The 17,242-nt window shown below is 49.6% G+C and carries 16 protein-coding genes; 4 read left to right on the top strand and 12 right to left on the bottom strand.

Going from position 1 to position 17,242, the window contains the following annotated elements:
• Positions 1-13 precede the first annotated feature (13 nt).
• Positions 14-1,036, bottom strand: a complete 1,023-nt coding sequence (gene cofG, locus ACKFKH_RS01030; RefSeq protein WP_446856357.1) for a 7,8-didemethyl-8-hydroxy-5-deazariboflavin synthase subunit CofG — start codon at positions 1,034-1,036, stop codon at positions 14-16.
• Positions 1,037-1,143: 107 nt separating this feature from the next.
• Entirely contained in the window at positions 1,144-1,869 is a 726-nt protein-coding gene (locus ACKFKH_RS01025; protein ID WP_446856356.1) for a helix-turn-helix transcriptional regulator, read from the bottom strand.
• 474 nt (positions 1,870-2,343) lie between these two features.
• On the opposite strand from ACKFKH_RS01025, the gene ACKFKH_RS01020 reads away from it, so the two are divergent.
• Positions 2,344-3,468 carry a hypothetical protein gene (locus ACKFKH_RS01020; protein ID WP_446856355.1) on the top strand — a complete coding sequence of 375 codons (1,125 nt, stop codon included), beginning with the start codon at positions 2,344-2,346 and terminating at the stop codon, positions 3,466-3,468.
• Positions 3,469-3,663: 195 nt separating this feature from the next.
• Entirely contained in the window at positions 3,664-4,746 is a 1,083-nt protein-coding gene (psbA, locus tag ACKFKH_RS01015) for a photosystem II q(b) protein (RefSeq protein ID WP_446856430.1), read from the top strand.
• Between the two features lie 448 nt (positions 4,747-5,194).
• Here the strand turns inward: psbA and ACKFKH_RS01010 are convergent, their stop codons facing one another.
• The 6 genes from ACKFKH_RS01010 to ACKFKH_RS00985 form a co-directional block, all read right to left on the bottom strand.
• Complete coding sequence (locus ACKFKH_RS01010; protein WP_446856354.1) at positions 5,195-5,791, bottom strand: CPBP family intramembrane glutamic endopeptidase; 597 nt, start codon at positions 5,789-5,791, stop codon at positions 5,195-5,197.
• Positions 5,792-5,919: 128 nt separating this feature from the next.
• On the bottom strand, positions 5,920-7,029 hold the full coding sequence (locus ACKFKH_RS01005; RefSeq protein ID WP_446856353.1) for a DUF3326 domain-containing protein: 1,110 nt from the start codon (positions 7,027-7,029) through the stop codon (positions 5,920-5,922).
• Positions 7,022-7,195 carry a hypothetical protein gene (locus ACKFKH_RS01000; RefSeq protein WP_446856352.1) on the bottom strand — a complete coding sequence of 58 codons (174 nt, stop codon included), beginning with the start codon at positions 7,193-7,195 and terminating at the stop codon, positions 7,022-7,024. Before ACKFKH_RS01000 ends, ACKFKH_RS01005 begins: the two co-directional genes overlap by 8 nt.
• 4 nt (positions 7,196-7,199) lie before the next feature.
• The gene (locus ACKFKH_RS00995) at positions 7,200-7,529 is read right to left on the bottom strand and encodes a 2Fe-2S iron-sulfur cluster-binding protein (RefSeq protein ID WP_446856351.1); all 330 of its coding nucleotides are present in this window, start codon (positions 7,527-7,529) and stop codon (positions 7,200-7,202) included.
• Between the two features lie 222 nt (positions 7,530-7,751).
• Entirely contained in the window at positions 7,752-8,456 is a 705-nt protein-coding gene (locus tag ACKFKH_RS00990) for a PD-(D/E)XK nuclease family protein (protein WP_446856350.1), read from the bottom strand.
• Between the two features lie 78 nt (positions 8,457-8,534).
• Positions 8,535-10,166, bottom strand: coding sequence for a PAS domain-containing sensor histidine kinase (locus ACKFKH_RS00985; RefSeq protein ID WP_446856349.1), 1,632 nt, complete (start codon positions 10,164-10,166; stop codon positions 8,535-8,537).
• A 480-nt stretch (positions 10,167-10,646) separates the two neighbouring features.
• Here ACKFKH_RS00985 and ACKFKH_RS00980 point away from each other — a divergent pair, with 480 nt between their 5' ends.
• Positions 10,647-11,885: an S-layer homology domain-containing protein gene (locus ACKFKH_RS00980; protein ID WP_446856348.1), complete on the top strand. Its 1,239-nt coding sequence runs from the start codon at positions 10,647-10,649 to the stop codon at positions 11,883-11,885.
• A 428-nt stretch (positions 11,886-12,313) separates the two neighbouring features.
• Here the strand turns inward: ACKFKH_RS00980 and ACKFKH_RS00975 are convergent, their stop codons facing one another.
• Positions 12,314-13,621 (bottom strand): GAF domain-containing sensor histidine kinase, encoded by a 1,308-nt coding sequence (locus ACKFKH_RS00975; protein ID WP_446856347.1) that lies wholly within the window; start codon positions 13,619-13,621, stop codon positions 12,314-12,316.
• A 452-nt stretch (positions 13,622-14,073) separates the two neighbouring features.
• Between ACKFKH_RS00975 and ACKFKH_RS00970 the strand changes: the two genes are divergently transcribed.
• A complete protein-coding gene (locus ACKFKH_RS00970) occupies positions 14,074-14,391 on the top strand; it encodes a DUF3155 domain-containing protein (RefSeq protein ID WP_446856346.1) in 318 nt (105 codons plus the stop codon).
• Between the two features lie 433 nt (positions 14,392-14,824).
• Here the strand turns inward: ACKFKH_RS00970 and ACKFKH_RS00965 are convergent, their stop codons facing one another.
• The 3 genes from ACKFKH_RS00965 to ACKFKH_RS00955 form a co-directional block, all read right to left on the bottom strand.
• The gene (locus tag ACKFKH_RS00965; RefSeq protein ID WP_446856345.1) at positions 14,825-15,592 is read right to left on the bottom strand and encodes a M48 family metallopeptidase; all 768 of its coding nucleotides are present in this window, start codon (positions 15,590-15,592) and stop codon (positions 14,825-14,827) included.
• A 94-nt stretch (positions 15,593-15,686) separates the two neighbouring features.
• On the bottom strand, positions 15,687-16,469 hold the full coding sequence (gene phnE, locus ACKFKH_RS00960) for a phosphonate ABC transporter, permease protein PhnE (protein ID WP_446856344.1): 783 nt from the start codon (positions 16,467-16,469) through the stop codon (positions 15,687-15,689).
• Positions 16,466-17,230, bottom strand: a complete 765-nt coding sequence (locus tag ACKFKH_RS00955) for a phosphonate ABC transporter ATP-binding protein (RefSeq protein WP_446856343.1) — start codon at positions 17,228-17,230, stop codon at positions 16,466-16,468. Before ACKFKH_RS00955 ends, phnE begins: the two co-directional genes overlap by 4 nt.
• Positions 17,231-17,242 lie beyond the last annotated feature (12 nt).

Raw genomic sequence — 17,242 nt, 5'->3', positions numbered from 1 at the left:
GAGGTCGCTCACTTCAAACGCCACTCCGCCCTTTGCTGCGGTAGTGGGTGACGATCGTTCGCAATCGGGCAGATAACCAGTCATCATACTGGGCATAGACAGGCAGCCGAGCAACAAACTCCCAGCCAGCTTGCTTGAGAACATCTGTCAGTTCTTGAACTTTGGGATGCGGATAATCTGGATTGACCTCATCGTAAGGACTGATCCCGCCCAGATCCCGCGCCCCAGCCTCTAAGCAAGCAATCAGCATCTGTGGATCTTGAACTAGATTTGGCGGCACCTGAAGCTCCACGGACTCAGGCAAAATCTGACGGGCTGTCTGAATCAACTTCAGCAATTGGTTGGGCTGAAACGGTTCACTTGAAAAAGCTTCAAACTGTCCGGGACTGTAAGGCTGCAAAATCACTTCTTGAATGTGCCCCCAACGCTGTTGAATTTGGGCGATCGCTTCCAGGCTCTCAATGCGATCGCGCTCCGTCTCGCCAATTCCCAACAGCAAACCCGTCGTAAACGGAATTTGTAACTCTCCTGCCCAGACTAATTGCTGCGATCGTACCTCTGGTACTTTGCTAGGCGCAGACTGGTGAACCGTTTTCAACAACGTCGGAGTCAGTTGTTCTAGCATCAACCCCATCGACACATTGACCGATTTCAGCCGGGTCATTTCTTCAAAGCTCAAAGGGCCGACATTCGTGTGAGGAAGAAACCCCAGCGAAAGCGCCAGTTCGCAAAGATCATAAATGTGCTGAAACCAACTCGATCGCCGCGCACTCTGCGGATGAACTTCCCCACTCAAAACCAGAATCTCAATCACCTCGTTTTGCAGCGATTTGAGAATTTTTTCTGCTTTGGTCAAAGACAACCAGGGACTCGTGCCCGGATCAGCGCGAAAATTACAGTAGCTACAACGATTAAAGCACTCATAAGTGGGAACCAGCGTGTAAGCAGGGCTGTAGGTCACCATTTGAGAAGGAACAACCCCTTGCAGGTCACTCGAAGAGATTGCAGGTTTCATCCAATACAGGTTAAGAGACATTAAAAAACTCTAGACCTGAAACTGATCAAAGTTCAAAGTCCAGAGTCTTTTTGATCCATAGCACTCATTGCACGAAACCGGGTAGCAGACAACTTTTGGCGACTAATTTATCTGGAGTACCAGACTCTTCTTTGCCCCAGAGAACTTCTGCGCTTTGCGTAAACGTTTTTAACGTGAGTCTTCACTGTATTCAGACTAATTTGCAACAGTTCAGCAATCTCTTGATAAGTGTGTTCTTGCCGCAACAGCATCCAAATCTCCGCTTCTCGCTCTGTCAGATCATACTTTTGACGATCGACTCGCAGGTCTTCTTCAAGCTCCGTTTGACGGTTTTCTAGCTGCACCAAAATGTAGGGTTCAGTCTCTTCAGAAGAATTTCTGCTGGAGTTGAGCGTTAACCAACGCACCCGGAGGCGAATGACTTGTCCTTGATGCCCCTGATACTCAACCATTAGGGCTTCATCCGTAACACAACCCTCTTTGAGCAATCGATGACAGGCCTCGGTGATCACCCCAGGGAGACTTGCCTCTGTCTCTTCATCAGGCATCAACATTTGCTGACAAAGTTCCTTTGCTCTCATATTGGTGTAGACGGGCAGCAGATTGTGGGCAATTACCAGGACACCATCTTGCATAGACTCAATCAGCGTAATCCAGAGGGCATTGAGTCCAGGACTACCAAACGTCGAACCACTCTCTGAAGGAATTGTTTTCGCTTGCTTGCCCGATCGAGCATAGGCATGACCAGAACTACGTCTTGGAGAACGATAACTCGACCAGGCACCCATCACGGGCTGAACTTTGGACGACATCAAAACTAAGGGGGCTGTCATAGAGCAGAATCCTAAAGCATGAGGATATTCTGCGACTTGTCACCGCGAAGATGCAATGAGTAACCTGTAGCGCACTCCAGAGTTCCGAAGTAATCTAGAAGAACCTGAAGGGAGGTGAAGTAACCCGAAGTGTTGTGAAGTTTTAATGGTTTATCTGCTCCAGCGAAACTTAAGCGCTGAATAATGAATAAAATAGGCACTCAGTAGAGAGTAAATGAGCTACAAGCAAGAAATCGGTTCATTTTCTTGCCGAAGTGCAACTTTGCTCTGCGTAATTACTTGAGTCACTAGGCGACAAAGCTAGATACACCAATGTCAAAACTCAGCGTTCGACATCCTGGCTTTTATCTTCGACCTTACAAAACCCATAAATCCACAAGGACGGTGTGAGGGTAAAACGCTTAACTCGTCTTTGTGACTCATCTTGGACTTCCTTCCCTGGAATGTACCTCAATCAGTTTGAGACTGCTCCTAATGAATTATCTTCATTTTGAGTGGATTGTTCTCAAAAATGCGTCACCCGATCGGGTCTTTTTTGAACACTTTGTCCCTGTGTGGTTCCGCTCCATGAATCCAGAATTTTTAGACAACCTATTCCCAGTTGACCGCCAGCAAATCTACAGTTCCACTCTACAAAAACGCAGCGGTCTGACACGACGTAGAGCCGAATATTTTGTCAAACTCTGGGCTTATCTACTGCTCAAGCAACGCGAAGAACTAGGAGAACGCATTCTTCAACCCCTCACTCATTTAGACCCGCCAGAGGGCTTGATTGTTTGCACTCATCGAGAAGCGTCTCAACTCTTTTACGGCAACAAAGAGAGAGGAAGCGATCGCGCGGCGGGCATGATGATTGATCGCTTTGCAGCCTTGGGGCTATTAGAAAAGCAGTATGACGGACAAACCTTGTGTTTGAGAGTGCGGTCACTGCCAGAGTTGACAATGCTGCAAGTTGAAGAACCTGTAGATCTGTTTATGGATGACTTTAACCCGCGCACTGATGCCGTTCCGGTGGCTAATCTCACTGCCCGCAGCTATGGAGAACTGGTACGAGACGGAGCGGCGATCGCTAAAATATCCAGAGCTTTGAGAACATGGGCAAAGCAGTACCCTACTGGAATGCGTGTGATGCGTCGCTCAGACAATCTCAACATTGTGGGGGTGTGTATTCTCTACCCAGTTAGCAGTGAGTCAGAGTTCAATTTCTTTCAGCCTCCCAGCAAAAGTTTTTATCTTACGACTGACAACCCAATTGATCCGTTTCAGATGTCACCGCCAGGGGACACAAGCTGCACGTCTGTTTTTCTGCGGGTTTGGGCGATCGATTCTCCCTTCATTAATAGCGTCACCCTCCAAAAGCTTCTAGAAGATACTCAGGTGACGCTTAGACGAATGCAATCTGACTTTCCCGAACTTTGCGACCTCTACTCGCTCTTGATTCATCCAATTTATGAAGAAATGAGACGATTACTGGGGTTCGATCGCATTTGTCAAGACAATCAGCGCTCTTATTCCTGGATTTATTTGGCAGTCGATCGATTTCTGAGTACCGATATTAAGCAAACTCTTAGCAATCTTAAATTCGGTGAACCTTCATAACTCTCGTATTCAGAAGGCTGAGAGGACAGATAGCGTTGGAATCGAGCAACAATCAGAAGTCGTCAGGTACAAGATAATTACAAATATGAGAGCAATCTTAATTTGACGCTTTACAAAAGGAAATAATTGCTCTAATCTATAAGGATGGGTCGGAAAACCGCCCTACATCAAACAAACGCATTGCAATTATTCACCATGACGACAACACTACAGAGACGCGAAAGCGCCAACCTGTGGGAGCAGTTCTGCTCCTGGGTCACCAGCACCGAGAACCGCCTGTACGTAGGCTGGTTCGGCGTATTGATGATCCCCACCCTCCTGTCCGCAACCATCTGCTACATCATCGCCTTCATCGCCGCACCGCCCGTGGACATCGACGGCATCCGCGAACCCGTTGCTGGCTCCTTGATGTTTGGCAACAACATCATCTCCGGTGCCGTAGTTCCGTCCTCAAACGCGATCGGCTTGCACTTCTACCCGATCTGGGAAGCCGCATCCTTAGATGAATGGCTATACAACGGCGGTCCGTACCAACTGGTCGTCCTGCACTTCCTGATCGGCATCTTCTGCTACATGGGACGCGAATGGGAACTGTCCTACCGCCTAGGAATGCGCCCCTGGATCTGCGTCGCCTACTCCGCGCCTGTGGCCGCCGCGACCGCCGTCTTCCTGATCTACCCGATTGGACAAGGCAGCTTCTCAGACGGAATGCCCCTGGGAATCTCCGGCACCTTCAACTTCATGTTGGTATTTCAAGCCGAGCACAATATCCTGATGCACCCCTTCCACATGCTGGGAGTCGCCGGAGTGTTTGGCGGCAGCCTGTTCAGCGCCATGCACGGGTCATTGGTCACCTCCTCACTGGTGAGAGAGACAACTGAGAACGAATCCGCGAACGCAGGGTACAAGTTTGGGCAAGAAGAAGAGACCTACAACATCGTGGCAGCGCACGGCTACTTCGGGCGGTTGATCTTCCAATACGCCTCATTCAACAACTCGCGTTCCTTGCACTTCTTCCTGGGTGCCTGGCCCGTCGTCGGCATCTGGTTCACCGCCCTGGGCGTGAGCACGATGGCATTCAACCTGAACGGGTTCAACTTCAACCAGAGCATCATCGACTCGCAGGGTCGGGTGATTGGCACCTGGGCGGACGTGATCAACCGGGCGAATCTAGGGATGGAAGTGATGCACGAGCGCAATGCTCACAACTTCCCCTTGGACTTGGCTGCTGGGCAAGCGGCTCCTGTCGCCCTGTCTGCTCCAGCCATCAACGCTTAGTCTTGACCGTCTAGTGCTTGAGTTAGGTTAGTTTGAAGAGAGTCTTCCTGGGAGGGAAGGCTCTTTTCGCGTTTGAGGGTTTGTAGAGGTAAAGATGGTTTTGGGAGCAGCGATCGTTCTTCTGCATAAATTCCAAGAAGCTTTTTGCTCCGATCACTTCGAGATACACTCAAGGGATTGCAAATCATCCGAGAACAGGCAGAAGCTCTAAGCAACGAAGTGAAAAGCCCCCAATCAGGTGGTTCTGGCGACTAACTTAGCAAAGAACCTTGCACTCCGCACTTTAACAAGTTTTAGGGCTTCGGCTTCTAGACGACATCGCTTTATTTCCTCTGTCACATGGGAGGCAGAAGGTTTTTTCTGACGCTCAACAGGTGCCGAATTCACATAAGAAAAAGCACTGCCCATAATTGGATAGCGCTTGTGACTTTTTACAGTTTTGGATTAACTACTTAGCAGATTGCGATCGAGCGTTTAACTTCCAGGTATAGGCAGAAATTAGGTTTGTGGAGATGTGCGCGACGATCGGAACTAATAAGTTTCCTGTCCAGATGACGCTGTAAGCGAGAAGTGCACCGATGCAAGTCGCCCAAACCACATAAGACCACTGTTTTAGATTGCTCAAGTGCAACACCCCAAAACAAGCACTGGAGATCAAAACGCCTTCAAGATCTAGCCCAAACTCAGGCATCATCACACCTCGGAACAGCAGTTCTTCGCTTAACCCTGGTAGCAAACCTAGCCAGATCAAATCTAGAAAAAATAGCGGCTTGAGGACGAGTTCTAGGTAGTAGTCTGCGCTTCGACGATACTCACCCCAAAATCGATAGACCAGCGAACTGGCGGCAGTTATGGCAAGCCCAAGCCCGATGCCTGCTAGGGTTGCTTTTGCTGTCAATCGTACTGGGAGCAGCGTCACGTTACCCAACTGCATCCAACCCTTGGCGACCAGCATTAAAACAACGGCAGTGACTCCCATTGCGATGAGTACCTGAGTGCGGGTGAGGGGTTCCATTTCTGGAGTGTCGGGAACTTGCTGTGCCACAGGAATGATGAGGGTAAGTTTTCGTTGTCGTCCAGATTTTGAATTTCCCGGATGAGTCTCACAGTATAGCTGAAGACTTCGCAGCCTCACCAGTGTTAAAAAGACGTTCTACACGGAATCTAGTGGGGCTATGTGAATACGTGACTTGATATCCAGTGATTCTTGTCTGTTAAGTTTGTGTCGAGAGACTTTAGGGGCGAGATCGCAGCCTGCAATGAGTTTTGATTAATACCTGCGCGATCGCACACTAGCACCCCCAAAGCTTCTAAATAAGAACTCACTGAAACGGCTGAAATTCCTAAAACTTCTGGAGAAACCTGCATCTTTGTGTGATTGTCGTTGACAGCAATGATGCGAGTGTGTGATCGTCCCAGACTGAGAAGGGCACTGCCTCCACAAGCCGTTGCGGGAATGATGACGGCATCAATCTGATTCGCCCAAATATCACTCGCAAGATTTGAACTTGTGCGGTGAGAAATGAACTGAGGAGCGTGACTGAGACCGACCAGGACACAGGGCAAAAAGGTATAGCCTAATTCTTCGGCAGCCGATCGCGGCGACAAATTTGGATCAAGCGGTAAGGGCATAAGGGCGGGCGCATGGGCACAGGGAATTTGAAAAGTCCGCACGATCAAATGGCTGATGACGGCTTCTGCACCTGCCAGCGGATCGACTCCTTGACCATGACGATAGTTTTGCAGCGCCTCACTTCCGACATCATCTGGGAAACGAGCCACTACTGCGATCGCGTCCGCTCCTGCTTGATGAATTAGCTTGTCGGCTGCTCTAAGCAAACTGTCTGGATGATCGATCGTGCCCCAAGTTGCCCCAGACGAAGCTGTTTTTAGCTCAACCTTTAAGGGTTGGTCGGTGACAATATAGTCCGACAGGCTAAGACCCAACGTGGCTCTGGCAGCATCGGCTACCTGAAGATGACGCGATCGCAAGTCGGATTCAACGCTCTGGTCAAAAATGATACCGATGCGATTTTGACGAACAAGACGCAGCCCCCAGTTTCCAGCCGCAAATTGATCCAGTCCGTACCCTTCCACATAAAGAGCATTGCGCAGATTCCAGTAAAGCTGGGCCCCGTTGAGCACATTGGGATGGGTGATCAGGCGATCGACTACTTGAGCGATTGCTCTCGCGACGGGCATTGCATCTCCTGCGTAGCCACCGATCGCCGCCCCAATTCCAGTTGGCACAATCAGAACGGCTGTATATGGACGCTTAGTCATGAGTTACGATCGCTTCGACGTGAGCTTTTTGGGTTTCAACATTGACCTGAGTGACTGCCCAACGGAGCGGATTGCCATACTTTTTGAGTTCGGTTTCGATGGCAATTTGGAGGGCGATTGGGGAGTCTTGAAGGTCAATTTCTGCTGTAACAAATTGCGTTTTCATGACGTTACTTTTTCTGTTGTTGATGTTGTCCAAATTGCTTTTGATAAACGATTTCTTCTTTTTCAGTTTCAATTTTGAGGTCAGAGCGGGGAAAGGACACACAGAGCAGTGCATACCCCTGCTGCTGCAATTCTGGGCTGACTCCCATTCCGTCGGTTTGATCGACTGTCCCGGAGAGAATCTGGGCGGCGCAAGTGGTGCAAACCCCCGCTGTACAGGAGCTTGGTAGATCTAATCCTAAGTGGTTGGCAACATCTAAAACGGTGCGATCGTCGGGCACTTCGATCACATGAGTTTGTCCATGATGCAGAATTTCGACTTGATAGGTAGCCATTTTGAGCGTTTGTGAAGGGTATTCTCTCCACCATTTTACGGGAAGCGGGGCTGAGAAAGATGGGACAATCCGATCGGGCAAAGCAGTGAGTGCGAATGGACTCGTCTCGTATTCTGCAAGCAGGTTTCTGGATATTTTGCGCGATCGGTTCACCAGTAATGGACACGGAGAGTACCCTTCTTACGGTGTCAGGCTCGTATTTTGCATTGAGCAGCGATATCCTCAGCGTCCCAATCGTCGCCAAAATTGGTGTACTCGATTTTCCCAAGTTTCCCAGTAAGCAGCCATTGTGTCGGGTTCAAACCAGAAGATCTCGGCGGGTCTGTCGGGAATGGCGACTACAAGCAGCGCATGGCAAAGATTGAGATCATACTGCTGATAAAGCTGATTGACTGCGCCACAGTAGGCGACAACTTGCAGTGGATGATCGTAGAGACGATCGACCGTTTGTTTGGGCTTGTCTGACGTTTTCCATTCACAAATGCAAGGCGTGCCCTGATAGCTGGCGACACAATCGACCACCCCGGCATAGCCCAATTCGTCATGAAATACGGTGCCTTCGATCAACCGAATTTGTTCGAGCGATCGCAGCACGGGTTCGACACTTTCCCAATAAGGGCGAATGGACTCTGGACAGGAAACAGCTTCTCCCTGGAGGTAGCGCTGAATTTGTTTGTGAGTTCCCGTCCCCCGGCGGCTGGCAGTTTGAGTAATCTGAGCCGCTTCTTGAGTGCCAATCCGCTGTTGCCAATTCAAGAGAGCTTGTCGATCTTCCCAGGGTTTGGTGGCGTTGAGAATGGTGGTGACACTGGGGAGACGATCGCCGCCCTCCGTGACGTAATACTGCTTGCCCGCCTCGCGAACTTGCTTTGTTTTATAGTGAGGCAGCAAATCAGACACCACAAATGCTTCTAACAACGCTGTCAAGATTATCCGTCTAATTGCTAGATACTTAGCTATCGTACTTGAGCTTTAAGAATCGATCGTTAGCTAGTCGTCAATCAATTACTCAGAAGGCAGCGTAAACCAGAATGTCGCCCCTTTTCCTGGCATACTCTCAACGCCGATCTGCCCACCGTGAGCCGTAATAATCTGCCGACATAGAAAAAGCCCTAGCCCGATGCCCGCCGATCGCCGCTCTCGTCTGCCTCGCCTATAGCGATCGAACAACTGATCACACTCTTGGGGGGGCATACCCACGCCGTCATCGCAAATCTCACAGCGAATCAGGGAGTTAGCGATCGTCATTTCAATTGTCACCGTTAGCCCTGGTGGATTGTGTTGGATCGCATTCGTCAATAAGTTTTCAAACACGCGCTGGATTTGGGCAACATCGCCGATCGCAGGCGGTAGTTCGTTGGAAACAACACTCACCAGCGTCGCTCGATTTTCTAAAGCTAATGGCTCCAACTCTGCCAAAACGGTCTGGACTAAGGAATTTAGATAAACGGCTTCGCGACGCAAAACAACACCCTTGACCTCACTCGAATGCGCCTCAAGCAGGGAATTGATCAACTTAAGCTGACGATCGCAACTCTGCATCATGCGCTCCAAAATTGATCGCGCCACCTCGATTGCCTCTTCTCCTGTACGTCGCTTTAATAGGTTTTTTAGCACGAGACTCAATCCGACGATCGGCGTTCGCAAATCGTGAGATACCGCATGAAGAAAGTCCTCTTTTAGCTGACTCAGTTCCTGAAGCTCTGCCATTTTTTGTCGCAACTCTGCGGTGCGATCGGCGACTTGGATTTCGAGATTGGCGTTGAGAGACTGCACCTGCTGATAGAGTTTGGCGCTCTCAGTAATGTCATTCATGACGCACAACGCGCACGGTTCGCCACTCACCTGAATCATTTCGGCAGAAAACAGCACCTTGCCGTGCTCGCCTGATTTTCGCCGAAACTTGAGTTCTACATCTCGAATAAAGCCTTTCTGCTCTAAATGTTGGCGAGTAAATGCCCGTTCTTCTAAATTAGACCAGACACCCAGGTCAAGCGTGGTTTGCCCCAAGATTTCTTGGCGAGAATAGCCCAACATGCGGCAAAAACTGTCGTTGACTTCAAAAAAGCGTCCGTCATGAAAGGTTGCCAACACCATTGCACTGGGGCTACAGCGAAAGGCCGTCGAAAACTTTTCTTCGGACTCTCGCAGGGCGGCCTCAGCTTGTTTACGATGCGTAATATCGCGCATGATCGCTAGAACTTCATCCTCACCACAGACGACGATTCGGGCCTCGCGATCGCGCAACGATCCTTTCACCCAAATCTGGTACTCATAACATTGCATTTCTTGGGTTTGCAGTGCTCTCTCAATGTAGTGAAGGCGCTGATCCGCGAGATGAGGCGGCAGCAGATCTTGAAGTCGCTTCCCCAGCACATTCTCTGGCAAAAGGGCGAGTTCGGTCTCTTGTCCAGCGTTGACATCTAAATAAGTGCCGTCTCTGCGAATCCGAAACAGGCTATCAGGAATCACATTCAACAGCGCCCGGTTGCGAATTTCACTTGCTTGCAGGGACTCTGATTGTGGAAAAGCGCTGAGGTGACTGGGCATCTCGCCAAGCAACTGCTTGAGACGGGTAAAAGCCGCATCGTCTCGGCAGCAATCTCGTAACGCTTGAAGGTAAGCAGCAGAGGACATAACGAGCTAGAGCAAAGGACTCATCAGAGTGCTAACAAATCGCCAGTAGACTCACTTCTCTTGAGAAAAGAATTATTCTTATTTTGCAGTGATTTGAGTCACAGGACAAGGCTCAGAAAAAAGGCAAGACGATCGCTCCTCACAGACATAGGATAGAAGCTACAGTTTCTCAGTCCAAATTCCGGAATTTTAACCGTGATTCATTCACTGATTTGAGCGCTCTAAAACTAGAGAAAACTATTGCCAAACATCTCTAAAATGACCAGTTGTTAAAGTGTCCTAAACTCGGAAACTTAATCAGGAACCTTTCGCTCTTTGTAAACAGGAAGTAGAGAAAACTTGAGTTGAGAATTTAGAAATTATAGAAGATTTCTTTAGAAGAACTAAACTCTTTCTGAAGAAGGATGTTGGAACTTTCTAACCAATTCAGTGTCTACTTATATACAGCAAAACAATCGTGAATTTTTGGGAACGCCTACTATGTCAAGTGCATTTAAATCTGGAACGGCTCTGTTACTTACGCTAGGAATTGGCGCGGGAGCAATGGCTCCGATCGTCGTTTCTGCCCCTGCTTTCGCCCAAACTACGTTCTCAGATGTCTCTTCAAACTACTGGGCCAGTAGCTTTATTCAAGAACTCGCATCGCGGGATGTGATTAAAGGATTTCCCGACGGAACTTTTCGCCCTAACGACCCCGTGACTCGTGCCCAATTTGCGGCGATGATCAGCAAAGCATTCAATGCTCAAACCACCAGAAGCACCGTTAATTTTGTAGACGTTCCGAGTAATTATTGGGGCTTTCAGGCAATTCAAACAGCGTATACAACTGGGTTTTTGGCAGGCTATCCAGGGAATGTTTTCCGCCCCAATGAAAATATTCCTCGTGCTCAAGTTCTGGTTTCTCTTGCCAACGGTCTGACTTATGCCAGCACGACCCCTGCCGAAACGACGCTGCAACTATTCACTGATGCCACTGACATTCCTGGATATGCTCGTGGTAGTATCGCCGCCGCTACCGAGCGTCGCATTGTCGTCAACTATCCCGATGTACAGTTGCTTAACCCCAATCGGGCGGCCACTCGTGCCGAAGTTGCAGCCTTTATCTATCAAGCGTTGGTCAGCACAGGGCAAGTCGCGGGCGTTCAGTCTCCTTACATTGTCGGTCAAGCGCCGACACCTCAGCCTCAAGCGATTCGCATTCCTGCGGGTACCGCAATTCCCCTGCGCTACGACAAGGCAGACAAGATTTTGTTAGCCAAAAATGAACCCAATCCCACCCCGATCACGCTGACCGTTGCCCAAAACATTGTTACCTCTGATGGAACGGTGTTGATTCCTTCGGGTAGTCAAGTGACAGGTCAACTGGTCGTTGCTCAAGGCGGAGCGCAGTTTAGAGCCAGCGAATTGACGTTAGCTAATGGTCAAAAAATCGCGATCGATGCCACCTCTGATGCCATTACCCAGACCGAAACCGTTCGTAAAGGCGCAAACACAGGCACCATTCTTAAAGATGCAGCCCTGGGATCTGCGGCCGCTGCGGGAATTTCGGCGGTCACGGGCGATCGCAACATTAAGGCAACCGAAGTGCTGATTGGCACAGGAGCAGGGGCTTTGGCGGGGTTGATCTTTGGCGGCGATCGCATTGAGCTAATCTCAATCCGTCCCAACACTGACCTGAGCCTAAAACTCAATTCTGAACTGGTACTGCCTCGTCCCTAGAGTTTTGAGTTGGACTAAGGATTGTGAATTTAAAACCGACCCTTGCGTAGGCTGTGTTGAGTCACGCGAGACGCGCCGATTGCAACCGTTAGATGCGTTTCTCTATCGCTCAACACACCCTACAAAATTCGGTATTATTCAATTCTCATTCCTGATCTGATACAGCAGTCCTAAGCATGTGGCAATCTCGAAGAGAGCAGAGCGAAAATCTTCAATTCGCGCTAATTTAACGTGAATTCGATGAAATCTTTCGCTGTGGTTGTCAATCCAGGCAGTCCCCTAAATCCCCCACGAGTGAGGGGCTTTGAACCCAAAATCTTGTCTGAAAGTCCCCCAAAATTGGGGGATTGGGAGGCAGAAGCGCGGAACAACGCAGCAAAAAAACTTCATCGAATTCGCGCTAATTTAACGGCTCTCAAGACAAGGGGTTAGAAGAAACCTTCAATTTTCTCCCTTCGGAGCCAAACTACAAAGGTCGTTCCTTTACTCACTGGCGGTTGGTCTGAGTTTTCAGAAATCCAGCCGTCCGTTTTTATGGGGCTAAACACTTCGATTTCTCCCTGCATCTGTTCGACGAGACGACGCGCGATCGCCAGCCCCAACCCGGTTCCTGGAATATTGGTTTCAGCCTGCACGCCTCGATAGTGTCGCTCAAACAGTCGAGGCAAATCTTGAGATGGAATGCCGCATCCAGTGTCACTGACTCGAATCGCCACCCGATCGCCCCCATCGACTCGAATATGAACTTGCTCTCCGGCGGGCGTGTACTTCAAAGCATTGTCGATCAGATTGCTCAACACTTCTCGCAGCGCTCCAGAATTAGCCACCACCAGCGGCAAAACCTCTGGAATCGCGGTACGAATCGTCAGTTTTTTCTCTTGAGCCATCGCCCTTGCCGACACCAACAACGGTTGCAAGATCTCAGCGATCGCACAGAGTTCTAAAGTCAGACTTGAAGCACTCAACACCCCGGCTGGGAGTAGTGGAATTGCGGATTTGGCGGGGTCAGTGAAATCAGGCTCATTCGGCGAAATCAAATCCACTTCGCCTAACTCGATCGCTTGATCAAACTGCAACAACAACTCCTGAAGGCGATCGCTTTCTCGCACAATGCTAGTTGCCACTTCTCGGTTAGCATCCTCCGCCTGCAAGCGTCTTAATAATAATTTACCAAACGTTCGCAGGGCGGTCAGCGGATTGCGAAACTGATGCAGCAGATTGTCCAAAACGTCATGCTGTTGAGTTTGCGAAAGGCGCTGCTGACGGTGAGTGTGATCCAGCCATTGGGCCCGTTGATCCATGATGCAAGCCAGCGCTAACGTATCAGCGATTTTCTCAATCTGGCTGCGTTCCCAATTTGTCCAGGGGCGATCGTCCCGCTCGGTGACCAACAGCCCCAACACCATCCCCTCATGCACCAACGGTAAAACAACCTGACGCTGCTCCGCCAGAGAATTGGCAGGGGATAGAACTTCTTGAGTGACGGCATCGGGCAGCGCGACTGAGGCGTTTTTGGCAGGCAACTGAGGCATATCTGCCGGAGGCAAGGCCAACTGACCCGACTTTTCGAGAGGACTGGAGGATTCAGGGTAGGCAGCGATCGCAATTAGCGTCGTCTCTGCTCCTTCGACCAATTCCTCTGTCAGATAAACCACACTCAGCGAGGCTCCCAAGGTCTGACTCAACAGGGAAATTTGCGATCGACAAAGTGCCACAAATTCAGAACTGGTGGGCATTAACATGCTGCCAAAGGGCCTCTTCGAGAGTGCAACCAAAAAATTGCCATTGACTTTAGGTATTTGTAACCAGTAATTTAGAGAGATACGGCTGAACTTCCCGCTTCGACTTTCAGACGGTGGACTTCAGACCTCTAGACGATTGCCCCGCTAGATTGGTTGGTTGAGACCGCCCCGGCGACTGCTGGGTGAACAACCAGACTTTCATAGTCTCAAGTCAACTGTCCAGAGTCCTTAGAAAGCCTTTACGCACTGTTACAGTTCCTTGAGTCTTAGGTTAGCAAGTGCAATGCTGGATCATCCACTTTGTGTCCCAACTCTCAATACTAAAACCTTAAGAAATTGTAAAGTTGCGTTAAGAGAAGTTGAATTCTGGAATCACAGCCGATATACTTGCGACGGCTTTTGTAACGATCATTACAACTTGACAGTTAGGAAAGGAGGTAAGGGGTTTGGCAAGGAGACGTAAGCGGAAGAGTCGTCGGCGTCAAGAAGGGCGCAGAATTTTGGAGAACGTGCCTCAGTACAGCATTGAGTGTGGTGAAGACAAGCCCGTCACTGCTGCCCGGAAGTTTATTCACTCTGAGGGCATTCTTCCCCCGGCGCTATTGCTAGTCAAGAGAAATGAGCATACCACCGATCGGTATTTCTGGGCAGAGAAGGGGCTTTTTGGCGCGCAATATGTCGAAGAAAACCATTTCCTATTCCCCAGTCTGAAACCTTCGGACGAAGAGTCGGAACCTGTAGTAGCCTCTGTTCGCAATCAATAGCCTGGACTGGTCACGTCCCACAATCATCGTCTGTCGAGACTGTATCTGTAGATGAACTGGTTGTGGGGCTACCAAAGGGCAAAGCAAGGTTGGGTGAACGCGAGATAGTTAAGCGGTCGGGCGATTCAGTCAGCAGGCTTTATAGCTTTCAGCAGGCTTTATATCTTCATGATTTGAAGTTTGTTGTCAAAAGTCACTCCACGCAAAAATTATTTCGTTGATCAGGCTTAATCAGTCTGGAGCTATGTCAAATTCCCCATTCAAGTTGAGAAACCTGGGTGGGGTTTTTCCATATCTTGATAAGTTTTACTTTTCTACCTCAGATCGCCCTAAAGGAATGTGAATCTGATGTGGATTTCGTTCTAAAAGTCCCCATTGCCAGATTGAGGGCAGACTGTAAAACTAAGAAGTTCAGTCGAATGGTGAAGATAGGTTACTCGCGGTTTGCGATCATCGATGGCTCTAACCAACCGGGAACATAATGGCTACATTTGCGAAGTTCACGATCGAGCGCTTCATAATTGGCTTCTTTTGCCAGCACCAGATCCCAAAACTGGACAGAATGATTGAGATGAATCGTGTGGCAAAGTTCGTGAATCAAGACATAGCGCACCAGATGAGGCGGCAAAAACAGCAGCTTGTAGTTGAGGCTAATATTTTTTTGATAAGAACAACTCGCCCACAGCGTCTTCTGACCTCTTACCGACGCTTTGTTAAACGGAAGCTGTAATTCTTGGCTGACTGACCACAGCCACGGCACTAATCGCTGATAAGCCTTGTGGGAGAGCCACTGCTGTAAGAGCGACTTACAAGCCTCCTCGTTTTGGGTGCAGCCTTTGAGAATGAGACGCGACTTGCTTTTTTCTGTCAGCGTAATTCGAGAAGCGCTGGTCGGAACGTAGTCCACTTGCCAGAGTTGGGCGGTTGCCCTGAGATTTAACTCATCTGGCAGCGCATGAGAAACTTCTAGCGCCAATTGTTGTCGCTGCTCTTCGAGTCGTCCGATCGTTTTCTCGATCCAACTCTGTTTGTGCTGCAAGATTTCAGGAATACGGCTCTGGTCAAATCCTTTAGGGATAATCACTTCTAGACCACCCTGAACTGACATTCTCAGGCTGACGTGTTTTGCCTTCAGGCTTTCCCGGATTTTGTAGTCAGGTAGCGCCGTAAGCTGACCAGGGATCAGTTTAGACTCAACCATGTGTATTCATATTGGCTGTGCTTAGTCAGTAGAATATCTTAGCGCCGAATGACGGTGAGCTACATTCAATCTTAATTCAATCTCTATCGTTAGATTACAGCGAATCTAAGCGCTGGCGCAACTGACTACTGATCATATCAATTACGGTGACGACGATCAGTAAAACAATCATCATGGTCGTAGCTTTATTGTACTCGAAGCCCCGAATATAGTTGACCAATTCAAAGCCAATTCCTCCGGCTCCGACGACTCCCAAAACCGAGGCAGAGCGAATATTGTACTCAAACATATAAAGAGTGTAGCCCAATCCGAGCGGTAGCACCTGGGGAAATATCCCATACTGAGCGATTTGCATCCACGAAGCCCCACTGACTTGCAGCGATTCGATCGACCTGGGGTCAACGGCTTCGATCGCTTCTTGATAAAATTTTGCCAGGTAGCCGATCGTATAAATTCCTAGTGCCAAAGTTCCTGCGGGTGCGCCCAATCCAGTTGCTGAGACGAAGAACAACCCCAGAACAATGGAGGGCACCGATCGCACCGCATTTTGAATCAAATTGGCAAGCCAGCGAATCCACCTAGGTGTCAAGTTGTGAGCAGACAGCAGCGCGATCGGAATGGAAAGCACGGCGCCGATCGTCGTTCCCCACAGGGACATCTGAATGGTTTCGATCAAAGCCTTGATAGCGACATCGGTGACTGCCCAATCGGGGGGCAATAGTCGAGAGACAAAATCGATCGTGTAAGGTATGCTCTCGTTGAGCATTTCCAGGTTGAGTTTGAGTCCTCGAAGCGCCCAACCATAGACAAAAACCAGCCCGACTATGATCAGCAGCCCCTTTAACCAGGGTTTGAACCGAGACGCAGAAAGTTTCATGGGTTGCCTAGAGAAAGATGATCAGGCAAGTTTTCGCAAGCGCCATCATAAACCACACGCCCTGCATTCAGCACGATCGCTCGTTGGGCGTAATGGGCGGCGATCGTCAAGTCATGCAAAACCGAAACAATGGTCATTCCTTGCTGATGCAGGTGAGAAAAAATATCCATAACTTGTTTGGCCGCCAGAACGTCCAATCCTGTAATTGGCTCGTCTACCAGAAGAATCTTGGGCGACTGGATCAACACACGGGCGATCGCGACTCGTTGGCGTTGTCCTCCGCTAAGTTGGCTGGTTTTTTGGTCAATCTGAGCGTCTAATCCCAACTCTTGTAGAAGCTGAAGGGCACGCAGGCGATCGCTGCGTCGAAACCCCGTGAGAGTTTGCCAGGTCGATCGCTGCCCCAGACAGCCACATAAAACGTTTTCTAGCGCAGTCAGTTGAGGCACCAAGCCGCCCCCCTGAAACAAAATGCTCACGTCTCGACGCTGCCGCAGCGCTTTGGAATTAACCGCCACCCCGTTGATGTGAATGTTGCCTTTTTGAATGGGCACCAACCCCACCAGCGATCGCAGCAGCGTCGATTTGCCTGCCCCATTTAGCCCCAGCAGCGTGACAAACTCGCCCGATCGAATCACACAGTTGACTCCATCCAGCGCCGGACGCTTCAACGCTGCCAAAAACGGAGAATGCAGGTTTGAGCAAGCGATCGCCGCAGAGGTTGAAGGTTGAATATTTTGAGCTACCTGATTTCTGTTCATTTCATCCCTCGT

Source organism: Phormidesmis sp. 146-20 (genome assembly GCF_052939475.1).
The sequence above is the reverse complement of the archived record's forward strand: the minus strand, read 5'-3'. Positions and strand labels throughout refer to the sequence as shown.

Excerpts from the sequence above, each read along its gene's own strand:
- cofG (WP_446856357.1), bottom strand. The coding sequence starts at position 1,036 with ATGTCTCTTAACCTGTATTGGATGAAACCTGCAATCTCTTCGAGTGAC.
- ACKFKH_RS01025 (WP_446856356.1), bottom strand. The coding sequence starts at position 1,869 with ATGACAGCCCCCTTAGTTTTGATGTCGTCCAAAGTTCAGCCCGTGATG.
- ACKFKH_RS01020 (WP_446856355.1), top strand. The coding sequence starts at position 2,344 with ATGAATTATCTTCATTTTGAGTGGATTGTTCTCAAAAATGCGTCACCC.
- psbA (WP_446856430.1), top strand. The coding sequence starts at position 3,664 with ATGACGACAACACTACAGAGACGCGAAAGCGCCAACCTGTGGGAGCAG.
- ACKFKH_RS01005 (WP_446856353.1), bottom strand. The coding sequence starts at position 7,029 with ATGACTAAGCGTCCATATACAGCCGTTCTGATTGTGCCAACTGGAATT.
- ACKFKH_RS01000 (WP_446856352.1), bottom strand. The coding sequence starts at position 7,195 with ATGAAAACGCAATTTGTTACAGCAGAAATTGACCTTCAAGACTCCCCA.
- ACKFKH_RS00995 (WP_446856351.1), bottom strand. The coding sequence starts at position 7,529 with ATGGCTACCTATCAAGTCGAAATTCTGCATCATGGACAAACTCATGTG.
- ACKFKH_RS00985 (WP_446856349.1), bottom strand. The coding sequence starts at position 10,166 with ATGTCCTCTGCTGCTTACCTTCAAGCGTTACGAGATTGCTGCCGAGAC.
- ACKFKH_RS00980 (WP_446856348.1), top strand. The coding sequence starts at position 10,647 with ATGTCAAGTGCATTTAAATCTGGAACGGCTCTGTTACTTACGCTAGGA.
- ACKFKH_RS00975 (WP_446856347.1), bottom strand. The coding sequence starts at position 13,621 with ATGCCCACCAGTTCTGAATTTGTGGCACTTTGTCGATCGCAAATTTCC.
- ACKFKH_RS00965 (WP_446856345.1), bottom strand. The coding sequence starts at position 15,592 with ATGGTTGAGTCTAAACTGATCCCTGGTCAGCTTACGGCGCTACCTGAC.
- phnE (WP_446856344.1), bottom strand. The coding sequence starts at position 16,469 with ATGAAACTTTCTGCGTCTCGGTTCAAACCCTGGTTAAAGGGGCTGCTG.
- ACKFKH_RS00955 (WP_446856343.1), bottom strand. The coding sequence starts at position 17,230 with ATGAACAGAAATCAGGTAGCTCAAAATATTCAACCTTCAACCTCTGCG.